Origin of the sequence: Arthrobacter psychrolactophilus (assembly GCF_003219795.1) — a bacterium.
Classification (GTDB): domain Bacteria; phylum Actinomycetota; class Actinomycetes; order Actinomycetales; family Micrococcaceae; genus Specibacter; species Specibacter psychrolactophilus.
The window spans coordinates 229,699-241,427 of record NZ_QJVC01000003.1 but is presented as its reverse complement, the minus strand read 5'-3'; the positions used below and the strand labels follow the sequence as shown (position 1 = coordinate 241,427).

The window sequence follows — 11,729 nt, the reverse complement described above, 5'->3', positions numbered from 1 at the left end:
CATTTTCAGAAAAGAGCATCATGACGGACGACCGCTACGCCCACCGTAAAGTCAACGCCACCATCACCGTGAGCGACGCCCACGGCAAGCCGCTGCCAGGACAGTCGGTCACCGTTGAACAGCTACAACACGCCTTCGGTTTCGGGTGCACGCCGCCGGCAGAAAATGATGCGGCCCGCGAGCAGTGGCTGGAGCTCTTCGACACCGCGACGCTGGCGTTTTACTGGGGACGCTATGAACCCGTTCAGGGCATCACCGACCGCGAGAATGTCATGGCCTCGGCGCACTGGTTGGTCGAGCGCGGAGTCCGGCTCAAGGGTCATCCGCTCGTGTGGCACACGGTCAAGGCTCCGTGGGTTGACCCGCTTCCGCTCGACGAGGCAGAAGAACTGCTGCGGGGCCGGATTCGCCGTGAGGTGCGGGATTTCGCGGGCGTCATTGATTCCTGGGATGCCATCAACGAGGTGGTCATCATGCCGGACTTCGACAACGAGCCCGACGGCGTCAAAAACGCCATCACCCGCTTGTGTGCCGAGAAGGGACGGGTGGAAATGGTGCGGCTCGCGGTGGCGGAAGCCCGTAGTCAAAACCCCGACGCGCAGTTGATTTTGAACGATTTTGACCTGGGGCCCCGCTACGAGCAGCTCGTGGAGGACGTCCTCGCGGCCGGGATTCAGATCGACGCTATTGGTCTGCAATCACATATGCACAAAGGCTTCCGGGGTGAAGCACAGCTGACGGAGATCTGTGATCGCTTCGCTCGTTTTGGTCTCCCGCTGCACTGGACCGAGACGACGCTGCTATCTGGAGATCTCATGCCGGCCGAGATCGACGATCTCAACGACTACGTTGTGGACCACTGGCCGTCCACGGAGGATGGCGAGGCACGGCAAGCCGAGGAAATCGTGCGGCACTACTCCACCTTGGTGGCTCATCCTGCCGTGGAATCCATTACCTATTGGGGCTTTGACGATGCTGGCGCCTGGCTGGGGGCACCCGTCGGGGTTGTCCGCGCCGACGGATCACAGAAACCTGCTTTTGCGGCACTGCGGGACCTCATCCGCCGTCAATGGTGGCTGCAACGCGTTGATTTGGTGAGCGATAGTCACGGCCGGATCGAGTTCGAGGCTTTTGCCGGCAGCTTCTCGCTCAGCTCGGGCGAATCGCGGCTAAGAGTTGACTTGCCCGTGGGCACGAGCGAGGTGGAACTGGCACTCTCCGCCTAGCGGCTCGGGGGAGTGGCTAGCTCAGCGGTGGTGCGGTGGACTCCCGCACCATCAATTCCGTTCCCAGTTCCACACGGGATGAGACTAATTTCTCGCCGCGTGCGATCGAGATCAGCATCTGCGTTGCCAGCATCGACATCTCCTTTAGGGGCTGGCGCACCGTGGTCAGTGGGGGAGTGAGCCACTCCGTGATGGGCAGATCGTCATAACCGACGACGGACAGATCGCGGGGGATCACCAGGCCCAGTTCTCGGGCTGCGCGCATAACGCCCAGGGCTTGGTAATCGGATCCCGCGAAGATAGCGGTGGGACGGTTTGGCGCTTGAAGCAGTTCCAGCGCGTGCTGGTAGCCGCGGGTTTTCTCGAAGTCGCCCCAGCGGATGAGTTCCGGATCGCAGGCGAGCCCGGCTTCGTCGTGCGCGCTTTTGAATCCGTCAACGCGTGCCCGGCTGCAGAGAACATCTGCCGGTCCGGAAATGACGGCAATGCGGGTGTGGCCCAGCCCGATGAGGTGACGTGTGGCGACCAGGCCACCGTTCCAGTTGTTGGAGCCGACGGTGGGCACACCCAAACCTGGGTCGCCGTGTGCATCGATGACCACATAGGGGATGGACCGGGAATCAAGTTGGTGGCGCTGGGCAGCATCGAGCCCCGACAGCACTAAGACCACGCCGATCGAGCGGCGAGCCACAATGCTGTCGAGCCATTCGTTGGACGGACGGTGTGATCCGCCGAGCTGGGATAAAACTACCCCAATGTGTTCCGGACCGGCGGCGTACTCCACACCCCGAACGATCTCGTGAGCCCAGCCGCTGCCGGCCTCATGAAAGACCAGATCTAGTAAATCGGCTGGCCGGGACGTGGCATTAACGGCAACAGGCTTGCGGTAGTTATGGCGGGTGAGCGCCTCCTCAACCCGGAGACGCGTCTTTTCGGAGACGTCTTCCCTGCCGTTGAGGACGCGAGAAATGGTGGGAACGGAAACGCCAAGCTCCTCGGCGATCGCAGCAATGGTGATGCGGCCCTTGGCCATAACGTAGTCCTTCCACAACCTCCGATACTTTCGGTAAGCAACATGATACTTACTACGGAGTTGAATGTACGGCAGGACAAGGCCCGGGTTGCCCTGCAACATAACAGGGCCGGCCTCACTCCAGGGTTGTGCCGTCTTGCTAGGCCCCTCGCGGGATCCCCGCGTGAGCCAGGATGTAGTCGATCACGGGCTCGTAGGCGTACGCCAGCAGATTGTCGTCCATGGGCACGCAGACCTCAACGCTGCCCTGGGCCTGAGCCACAAAAAGCGCAGGATCGTTGGAATCGGCGATGCCAATCGTGGCGATTCCGCGGGCCCCGGCAGCTCCTGCCCAGCCATGATCGGCGACCACCAGATCGGGCACCGTGCCGCGTTCGGCGAGCTTGCTCAGGAGTAACTCCGCGAACTGCGGGCTATGCGTGTGCAGCAAGCTTCCGCCGAAGTACCGCATGCAGACGGAAGAAATCTGCCACACTTCGCCATCGTCCATGCCTTCGATCATCAGTGTGGTGCCGCGCTCCAGGTGCTCAGCAATTTCACACACCCGCCCGCCGGCCTGCCGCACGGCGCTCGCCAGCGTCGCGTACACGCCGGACAGCCCAGCAGGATGCGCCGTCGCGAAGAGAATGAGCTCTTGGCGTTCGACGGCTTCCCCGAGCCGACGCCCATATGCGGCAAGTTCTTTGACGGTCCGCCGCGCGTCGATGTGGTCTTGCCCCTGCTCGAACGTCGCGTCCGCACTGATGCCGGCCTTGCTGAACATGAGCTCCAACAGCGCCCGCTCATCCCACGACTCATCGATCGCCACCCCAAAGGTGTACCCCGGATGACGGTCTGCCAGCAGCCGCAGATGGCCGATATTGCTCGAGCGATCCGTGTTGATTGCACCGGTCAACTTGGTCTCATTCATCCAGTCGATGAGTGCGGTGTCCTGATCAATGCTTGTCGTGGTCATCGGGGTGCAACTCCTGTGGAAGTAGTAACGTTTTCGCTAAGTCCGGCCAGATGGACGACGTCGGCCAGGAGACTTGGTGCCCAGGCTCCCGACGGCGTCTGCACCAGTTGGGTAATAGAACAGTGTGCGGGTTCTGGGACCCGTCCCGTTAGCTCCGGGGTGAGGTTTTCAATGAGACCCAGGACTGTAGCCCCGTGGCCGTAGAACACGAGGCGATCCCAGTCGGGCTTCCGGAGCCATTCCTGGCTTAACTCGGCGACTCGGTTTTTTAGAGCCTCCTCGGACTCCGGCATGGCAGGGAAAATGTTCCGCCGCGTGAGCTCGTTCAGCACGGGAAGTGCCGATCCGAGCAGCTCCGCATAGTACCGAGCGTCAACCCCGTTGAAGCTTTCGAGGGCGTCGAAGATGAAGAACTCGGACAGCCTCACATCAAAGCGACCCTCGGCGGCAGCAGGCTTGAGGTACGCCAGGGCCGTCTGAGCGACCCTCAGGAAAGGGCTGATGATGACATGCTGCGGATCAAACGCCCGCACGACCTTTACGGCCCGGGCGGCCTGCGCCTCGCCCAGTGGGGTCAGGGGAGGATTGGACGCATCGCGCACCTCTCGTCGACCATCGGGCTGAACCGTGTTGTACGCCTGGCCGTGGCAGACGATCATAATTTCGCGGGGCAATGAAGCGCTTTCCCTCTGGGCTGTGTGAAGCGTAGCTTATGCTTCAATACTGCCCCATCTGAGACGGGGATCACGAGTGCGACGCACATTTGACGTAGCTTGCCCCGAACGAACCAGGGGTGTGACTCAGTTTTGCTTGATGGCTTGATGGCTTGATGGCTTGAAGTGCGACGCGGCCGCGGGTGACTTTTTCCAAGATGGAGTCCGCGGTCTCGACCCAGATTAGGGGTTCGGGTGCTCGTTGTTGATCTGAATTTATTCACCAATTTTCCGATCAAGCCTGGCACTGAGTAGAACACACCATGGCGCAAGGCCTTGTCCGTGAGATCCCTGAACCAGGGGGCGACCAGATTCAGCCAGGACGATGATGTTGGTGTGAAATACAGGTGGAACCGGGGATTTTTACCCAACCAGGTCTTCACTTCCGCATGCTCGTGCGTGGCGTTGCTGCTGGATTGACGAGGAAGAGAGGGGCTACTTTTCGGCTTTCCTGTTAGTCGCTTCGCCGACGGCCAAATCGACCCTGGCGAGCCGATGGTGAATATCGGCAAAGTGATCTGTCATGGCCGCCGCTGCCCGTTCACGGTTGCCTTCTTTGACGGCTTCTAGAATCTCTCTGTGTTTAAGCGCAATATCCATGGGCGTCTCCGTCGTGGGACGGAGAGTGTCGGCCAGACTGTTGAAAATGGTCCAGAAGGCATTTAGAAGTTTGGTCACTATGGGATTACCCAAAGAAACATAGAGGGCATGATGGAACTCGCTGTCGAGCGATGTGCTCTTTTCTCCATGCGCCGCGGCGGCTTCCATTCTGGTGGTCAGGTCCTCAAGTAGCTGGATTTCCTGAGGATCGATTGAGCCGCTTGTCAGGAGCTGATCAAGGAGCCCCATCTCCAATAATTCGCGAATTTGCAGCACATTATTGAGATTATCGTGTCCATTCAGATGCGATAGGCGTCCATGGAACTCCAGTTGCTCGACGAAGCCATCCAAAGTGATTTCACCGACGAACATTCCGGTGCCTCTCTTGATGACCACGATACCTAGGGCCTCGAGGACTTTCATGGCTTCGCGCACAGAGTTGCGGCTGACCCCCAGTTCGCTCATTAGCTCAAATTCCGTGGGCATGGGATCGCCGGGCAGAAGCCCCGATTCGAAGATCAATTGTTTGATTGACTCTTGTACATCGCGAACAAGACTATTGCGGCCCAGCAATCCTGAAGGAGATGTTTTCATAGTTCCGGCTTTCCAAGCTAGACGGTTGACACTGTGTTGTACCTCACATATCGTAGCTTGCATGTTGGTTGTTGGACAACCAACAAGTGTCTTCCCGCACTCAATGTCGATTCGCACACTGGAGGTCCAAAGCTATGAGCCCTAACCCGAAGAAGAAAACAGTTTCCGGATTTAGCCGCCGAGAGGTTCTGCGTTACACAGGACTTCTCAGCTTGGCAGCATCCGTTACGGCAGGAATTTCTGCATGTGGTGGCCCCGCATCAACGAGCTCCGTTAGTGGAAATGCCGGCTCAGAGGCGTTAAGTGCCATCATTGGCTACGGAAATAATCAGTCATGGGACCCAACACAGTCCGCATCCGCATTTTCGATGGCTGCATTCCAGCACATCTATGAAGGTCTTGTTGACACCGATCCGGTGACACGCGAGCCTTACGCGGCGCTGGCAACTGAACTGCCTGACACGAAGACTGCTTCGTGGGAGTTTAAACTTCGAGAAGGGGCCACCTGGCATGATGGCAAGCCCGTAACTGCTGACGATGTTGTCTTTACCTTCGAACGGATTCTGAACCCGGAATCGGAGGTTTTAGTTCATCAGTATTTCTCGGCTTGGTTGAAGAATGTCGAGAAAGTCGATGAAACAACGGTCAAGCTCAACTTGCTGGCGCCGGTGACGTACGGCTTGCAACGACTCACCATTGCAAAGATCCTGCCGAAGCATATTCTGGCTGCCAACGGTACAGCCACCACGGCGGACTGGGACAAGCTTAAGTCTGGCAAACCTGAATTTTCTATTGGCTCCGGTCCGTACAAACATACGGTGCACGCCGAGAAGTCTAACGATTCCTTTGAAGCATTTGATAAGTACACCGGGCCGCGCAAGCCCAACTTCAAGTCGATGAACTGGTTCTCCATCACCGATGCATCCGCTCGAGTTGCCAAGATTTCTGGAAGCAATGCCGGGGCTCAGATCTCGGATAATATCCCCTCGACAAATGCTGAGTCGCTGAGATCCTCAGGTCTCACTGTTGATCAGGCAGCCGGCATGAACAATCTGACGCTGGCTTTCAACCCCAATGCAGAGTTCTTCAGCGACAGCCGAGTCCGTCAGGCACTTCGCTATGCCATCAACGTCGAGACGATCAACGAGAAGACGCTCAAGGGGACGGCAGCTCCTGCCCAAAGCCTGCTCAACAAAGATAACCCGTCGTTCATCCCGGCAAAGACGATCTATGACTACAACATCGAGAAGGCTAAGTCTCTATTGAAAGAAGCCGGCGTTCCTGAGGGCTTCAAAGTGACGCTTCGATCCGTCAATGTCTCATGGCTTGTTGATGTATTGCCCTCCATCGTCGAGGCGTGGAAAGCCGTCGGCTTGGATGTGAGTACGCAGCCACAGGACACGGCCGCACTTTTCTCAGAATTGGCCAAGGGCACAGACTTCCAGGTGTTCGCGGCGGCATCCAATCCCAACCAGTTCGGTAACGATCCAGATTTGATTACACGCTCGTTCTACTCGCCTGCGGGCGTGTACTTGGCGCCAACAAAGTTTGCTGAGACAGCAGAATTTAAAGCAACTTTCCAGAAGGTGGAGGATGCCGTTCAGGAAGCCGATCCAGAAAAGCAGAAGACCCTTGTCGCCGAGTACCTTAATGAAATTGCAGAGCAGGCAGTGGTCTACCCGGTATTTTTCGTGGACTTGATTACGGCCTACGACGGCAAAAAATTGAGCAACGTTCAAGGACTCGGCTACCCGGGGCTCAATCTGCTTCAATCCACCCCAGCCTAGTAACTCCCGAAGGCGGTGGCCGGAGATTGTGGTCACCGCCAGTCCTTGATGAAAGTCCTTGAGGTTTCTTGTGAGCAAAATATTAGTGTTGTTAGGTCAGCGAATGCTGACCTTAGTGCCGCTCGTCATCGGAATTGTCTTGCTAGTCACTTTGGTGATGGAGCCGGCTAAAGACAACGCGGCGTATGCATATTTCCAAGGGGCCAACGTCACCCCTGAACAAATCGCGACATTTAAGCATGAAGCTGGGCTGGACCGGCCAGTCCTTGTCCGATTTGTTGATTATCTGTTCAATATGGTTCAGGGCGATTTTGGTGTCAGTTCTCTTTCTGGAACGCCAGTGGCTGAAAAAATTTCGACAGCATTCCCACTCACCTTGCAGCTGACAATTTATGGTGTTTTGATCGCCATGGTTATGGCTCTGGTACTGGGCGTGGTCGCCGCGCTATTCCGTAATGGATGGCCTGACCAGCTCATCAGGGCAGTTTCACTCATAGGGGTGGCCTCGCCGTCGTTCTGGCTGGCGCTGCTATTTATCCAGTATTTTGCGATCCAAATAGGGTGGTTTCCCTCCGGTGGATATATCAATCCACAGGAGAGCTTCACCGGATTCTTGGCAACCATGACGCTTCCCGCTCTGGCTCTGGCGCTCCCTGTTGGCGCACAGGTCACTCGCATTGTTCGGACTTCAATGGTGGAAGAACTGGATAAGGATTATGTTCGCACTGCTCGCGGTGCGGGGATTCCTTACGGCGTCGTGGTTAGCCGAAATGTCTTGAGAAATGGGCTCATCAACCCTATGACAGTCCTAGGACTGCGTGTTGGCTACCTATTGGGAGGGGCCGTCATTATTGAAACCATTTTTACCCTTCCAGGTATGGGGCAGGTGTTGATTGATGCCGTTCGCGACTCCGACCTTCCGGTATTGCAAGGCGTGGTCTTGGTTATCGCGCTGTCTTTTGTTGTCGTCAACCTGATTGTTGACGTCTTGAATTTGATGGTCAACCCACGTCTAAGGACGGGAAACGCATGAGAAAGAACCTTAGTCAGAAGCTCCAGAAACCGGGGATGAGTTTTGGAAGGGTTGGAGCACCGGCAGCGATATCCGCGCTACTTTTGGCCATTGTTGCCGTGGTGTGTTTCCTAGCGCCATGGCTTGCTCCACACAGTCCAACAGCCCAAGACTTCACGACCGGTCCACCCAGCGCAGAGAACCCATTCGGAGTGGACAAGATCGGGCGAGATATCCTGTCGAGACTGATGTACGGCGGCCGAATCTCGCTGGTCATCGGTCTCGCAGCAACGGCGCTGGCATTGATTCTTGGTGCCACACTGGGTGCGATTGCCGCAACCAGCAAGAAAGCCGTCGATGAAGTCATCATGCGTGTGCTGGATGTCATCATGGCATTCCCAGGTATTGCATTGGCTGCAGTTTTGGTCGCGGTGAGCCCCAAGGAAATTCGTCTTGGGATGCTTATTGTGGCTATTGCCGTCGTGTATATGCCGCAGATTGCTCGAGTCGTCCGTGCCAATGTTGCCGCGCAGTACGGAGAAGACTATGTTGACGCCGAGAAGGTTATTGGAGCCAAACCGCTGCGGATTGTCGTTAGACATGTGGCTGTAAATTGTGCTGCCCCGGTTCTCGTTTTCTGTACCTTGTTGGTCGCTGACGCGATTGTTTTTGAAGCAGGGCTATCCTTCATCGGAGCTGGCATGCCTCCCGAAGTGCCAACCTGGGGAGGAGTTTTGGCCGAAGGTAAGGACACTATCCTGATTGGTCAATGGTGGAGCACGCTCTTTGCCGGCTTGATGATCTTCATAACCGTCTTGACTCTTAACATCCTGGCGGAAGGGATAACTGACGCTTTAGCCAATCCCAGCCTGCGCAAGATTAAGGTGCAGACCAGTGCCGGTCAGATTGTTGAAACTGTGGAGATCGAGGACATTGAAACGGTGGTGGAACAGGCGCAAGAAGATGTCCCTTTGCAAATTCATTTGGCTGCCCTACGTCGTAAAGAGCTAAGTCGGAACGACCGTTTGGTGTACCAAGGTGATGCGGAGCCACTTTTGGAAGTGCGGAACCTAAGCATTAGATTCCCTGAGCGATACGGTGACATAGCCATCGTTGATAACGTCTCGTTCACGGTCCGCCCCAACGAGACGATGGGGCTTGTCGGAGAATCAGGGTGTGGAAAGTCGCTGACGTCACTTGCCATCATGGGACTCCTTCCGGAATCAGCAATGGTTTCAGGGGAGATTCTCTTCGATGGGGTGGATCTACTAAAACTCAACCCTCGTGAACGAAATAAGCTCCGTGGGCATGAGATGTCCATGATCTACCAAGACGCGCTTAGCTCCCTGAATCCGTCGATGACTGTGAAGAATCAATTGGGCCAAATGATCAAACGCGGAGGAACCCGCAGTGCCGAGGAACTCTTGACGATGGTGGGGCTGGATCCTCAACGAACCTTGTCCAGCTATCCGCATGAACTGTCCGGCGGACAACGTCAGAGAGTGCTGATTGCCATGGCACTGACCCGCAGCCCGAAGCTGGTTGTCGCTGACGAGCCCACAACGGCACTGGATGTTACGGTGCAAAAACAGGTCATCGATCTGCTCAATAACCTCCGTGAACAACTCGGCTTCGCCATGGTTTTTGTTAGCCATGACTTGGCCTTGGTCGCTTCTCTGGCACACAAAGTCACCGTGATGTACGCCGGTCAGCTGGTCGAAACTGGACCAACCGTTGCGGTACTTTCTAATCCTCGGCATGAGTACACCCAAGGACTGCTTGGATCGGTTCTATCGATTGAGGACGGTGCAGAGAGACTGCATCAAATCTCAGGTGCCGTGCCATCCCCGCATGATTTCACCACGGGAGATCGATTTGCGGGTCGTGCTGCGGACCAGCGCGCTGACTCCGTGACGCGCCCCGTCATGGTCGATGCTGGTGGCAACCATCAATTTGCTAGTAACAGGCTTGATCTGGTGTCCGCTGTGCGTACCGATGCTGACTTGATCCTTGCTGGATCGGAGGAGGACTAATGAGTGCACCTGTATTAGAACTACGGAACATCCACGTGGTTCATAAGACCAGATCTGGCAGCTTGTTCAAGCCAGGAAAGCTCCATGCCGTTAATGATGTTTCTGTGTCTCTGAGACGAGGACATACCTTAGGGATTGTAGGTGAATCCGGCTGCGGAAAATCTACTCTAGCCAGGGTAATGGTGGGGCTTCAAGCGCCCACCTCCGGTGATGTCCTATTCAAAGAACGAAGCATACTAAAACGTGACGCGGCCACTCGGGAAGAATTTGGTCGAACGATCTCCGTGATTTTTCAGGATCCAGCGACCGCTCTCAACCGTCGTATGACAGTTGAGAATATTCTTCTTGATCCTTTGGAGGTACACCGCATTGGAAATGCGGCAAGCCGCCGCTCGCGAGTCCGAGAATTACTAAATCTCGTTGGGCTTCCGCAATCTGCGGCCGATGTTGTTCCGGGGCAGATGTCGGGTGGTCAGCGGCAACGTGTTGCGATCGCCCGGGCTTTGGCCTTGCAACCGGACATCATTGTGGCGGATGAGCCTACGAGCGCCCTTGATGTGTCTGTACGTGCTCAAATTCTGAATCTCTTGGACGACTTGAAGAGTCAGTTTCAGCTTGGCCTGGTTTTCATTTCACATGACATCCAAACAGTCCGCTATGTGTCCGACGAGATCGCCGTTATGAACCACGGAGAAATCATCGAACGTGGACCTGCTGAGCAGATCTTCGATTCACCCAGTAATGATTACACGCGAAAGCTTCTGGGCGCGGCCCCTTCTCTCCTCTAACATTCCCACTTCTATAACTAGCAAATAAGGATAACCATGAACTCCAGACTGACAGGCGTCATCCCTCCCGTTCTCACCCCTCTCAACATTGATGGTTCCGTTGATGTGGCCTCATTGAAGGCACTTCTGGACTTCTTGTTGGAGGGTGGCGTTAGCGGTCTCTTCGTATTGGGTTCCAGTTCTGAAGTGGCCTATCTGACTGATGCGCAGCGTGCACTGGTGCTTGAAGTAACCGTCAATCACGTTTCCGGACGAGTGCCAGTCCTAGCTGGTGTTATCGACATGACTACGCCCAGGGTCATTGAACATGCCAAGGTGGCCAAGGAACTTGGAGCCGATGGGCTCGTCGCTACGGCACCGTTCTACACGCGCGTCAGCGACGTTGAAATTGAGCGGCACTTCCGCGGAATTCGTGCTGCGGTCGACTTGCCGCTGTATGCCTACGACATTCCGGTATGCGTTCACTCGAAGCTCAGCGCTGAGATGCTGATTCGCCTAGGATCCGAAGGAGTATTGGCAGGGATTAAGGATTCAAGCGGGGATGAGGGCAGCTTACGCGGAGTTATTATCGCTCGCAGAAACTCACCCGCACTGGAGAATTTTTCCATTCTCACAGGGTCGGAGCTCACCGTTGATTCCGCGCTGAATATGGGTGCAGACGGGGTTGTTCCAGGGTTGGGCAATGTGGACCCTTCCGGATATGTTCGACTTTTCGATTTCGTCGAATCTCAGCGTTTCGAAGAGGCTCGTCAAGAACAGGAACGATTGCATCGACTATTCAAGTTGGTGGGTGCAGGAAATCCAGAGCGAATGGGACCGAACTCCTCAGCCATTGGCGCTTTCAAAACTGGGCTCATGCTGCAAGGAGTCTTCTCGACGCACCTGACGGCTGAACCACAGGTCCCCTTAAACGAGGAAGAGATTGCTGTGGTAGCTCAGCATCTGGAACAGGCTGGGATTTCGGTGGCATTGAGCGCTTAAGCTACAT

The 11,729-nt window shown here is 56.0% G+C and carries 10 protein-coding genes and 1 pseudogene; 6 read left to right on the top strand and 5 right to left on the bottom strand.

The genetic code is table 11. The features are described from left to right. Positions 1-20: 20 nt before the first annotated feature. On the top strand, positions 21-1,226 hold the full coding sequence (locus CVS30_RS05520) for an endo-1,4-beta-xylanase (protein ID WP_110484322.1): 1,206 nt from the start codon (positions 21-23) through the stop codon (positions 1,224-1,226). A gap of 16 nt (positions 1,227-1,242) precedes the next feature. On the opposite strand, the gene CVS30_RS05515 is transcribed toward CVS30_RS05520, so the two are convergent. From CVS30_RS05515 to CVS30_RS05500, 5 genes and pseudogenes are all read right to left on the bottom strand, one after another. Beyond that, complete coding sequence (locus tag CVS30_RS05515; RefSeq protein ID WP_110484321.1) at positions 1,243-2,259, bottom strand: LacI family DNA-binding transcriptional regulator; 1,017 nt, start codon at positions 2,257-2,259, stop codon at positions 1,243-1,245. 139 nt (positions 2,260-2,398) lie between these two features. Continuing rightward, positions 2,399-3,214: a phosphatase gene (locus CVS30_RS05510; protein ID WP_110484320.1), complete on the bottom strand. Its 816-nt coding sequence runs from the start codon at positions 3,212-3,214 to the stop codon at positions 2,399-2,401. Beyond that, entirely contained in the window at positions 3,211-3,888 is a 678-nt protein-coding gene (locus CVS30_RS05505) for a histidine phosphatase family protein (RefSeq protein ID WP_146233344.1), read from the bottom strand. Before CVS30_RS05505 ends, CVS30_RS05510 begins: the two co-directional genes overlap by 4 nt. Positions 3,889-4,162: 274 nt before the next feature. Then, a pseudogene (locus CVS30_RS18270) lies at positions 4,163-4,331 on the bottom strand (IS630 family transposase); the annotation flags it as partial. Between the two features lie 31 nt (positions 4,332-4,362). After that, complete coding sequence (locus CVS30_RS05500; protein ID WP_181419692.1) at positions 4,363-5,121, bottom strand: FadR/GntR family transcriptional regulator; 759 nt, start codon at positions 5,119-5,121, stop codon at positions 4,363-4,365. Positions 5,122-5,255: 134 nt separating this feature from the next. Between CVS30_RS05500 and CVS30_RS05495 the strand changes: the two genes are divergently transcribed. The 5 genes from CVS30_RS05495 (at position 5,256) to CVS30_RS05475 (ending at position 11,722) form a co-directional block, all read left to right on the top strand. Continuing rightward, positions 5,256-6,908: an ABC transporter substrate-binding protein gene (locus tag CVS30_RS05495; RefSeq protein ID WP_110484317.1), complete on the top strand. Its 1,653-nt coding sequence runs from the start codon at positions 5,256-5,258 to the stop codon at positions 6,906-6,908. Between the two features lie 70 nt (positions 6,909-6,978). Beyond that, a complete protein-coding gene (locus tag CVS30_RS05490; RefSeq protein ID WP_220033869.1) occupies positions 6,979-7,941 on the top strand; it encodes an ABC transporter permease in 963 nt (320 codons plus the stop codon). Beyond that, complete coding sequence (locus tag CVS30_RS05485) at positions 7,938-9,953, top strand: dipeptide/oligopeptide/nickel ABC transporter permease/ATP-binding protein (RefSeq protein WP_110484316.1); 2,016 nt, start codon at positions 7,938-7,940, stop codon at positions 9,951-9,953. The genes CVS30_RS05490 and CVS30_RS05485 overlap by 4 nt, the downstream gene beginning before the upstream one ends. After that, positions 9,953-10,741, top strand: coding sequence for an ABC transporter ATP-binding protein (locus tag CVS30_RS05480; RefSeq protein WP_110484315.1), 789 nt, complete (start codon positions 9,953-9,955; stop codon positions 10,739-10,741). The genes CVS30_RS05485 and CVS30_RS05480 overlap by 1 nt, the downstream gene beginning before the upstream one ends. Positions 10,742-10,777: 36 nt before the next feature. Beyond that, positions 10,778-11,722, top strand: a complete 945-nt coding sequence (locus CVS30_RS05475; RefSeq protein WP_220033868.1) for a dihydrodipicolinate synthase family protein — start codon at positions 10,778-10,780, stop codon at positions 11,720-11,722. Positions 11,723-11,729: the final 7 nt, after the last annotated feature.

What these genes read in the sequence shown, in the direction of transcription:
- CVS30_RS05520 (WP_110484322.1), top strand. Translation starts at nt 21, where the DNA reads ATGACGGACGACCGCTACGCCCACCGTAAAGTCAACGCCACCATCACC.
- CVS30_RS05485 (WP_110484316.1), top strand. Translation starts at nt 7,938, where the DNA reads ATGAGAAAGAACCTTAGTCAGAAGCTCCAGAAACCGGGGATGAGTTTT.
- CVS30_RS05500 (WP_181419692.1), bottom strand. Translation starts at nt 5,121, where the DNA reads ATGAAAACATCTCCTTCAGGATTGCTGGGCCGCAATAGTCTTGTTCGC.
- CVS30_RS05495 (WP_110484317.1), top strand. Translation starts at nt 5,256, where the DNA reads ATGAGCCCTAACCCGAAGAAGAAAACAGTTTCCGGATTTAGCCGCCGA.
- CVS30_RS05515 (WP_110484321.1), bottom strand. Translation starts at nt 2,259, where the DNA reads ATGGCCAAGGGCCGCATCACCATTGCTGCGATCGCCGAGGAGCTTGGC.
- CVS30_RS05475 (WP_220033868.1), top strand. Translation starts at nt 10,778, where the DNA reads ATGAACTCCAGACTGACAGGCGTCATCCCTCCCGTTCTCACCCCTCTC.
- CVS30_RS05480 (WP_110484315.1), top strand. Translation starts at nt 9,953, where the DNA reads ATGAGTGCACCTGTATTAGAACTACGGAACATCCACGTGGTTCATAAG.
- CVS30_RS05510 (WP_110484320.1), bottom strand. Translation starts at nt 3,214, where the DNA reads ATGACCACGACAAGCATTGATCAGGACACCGCACTCATCGACTGGATG.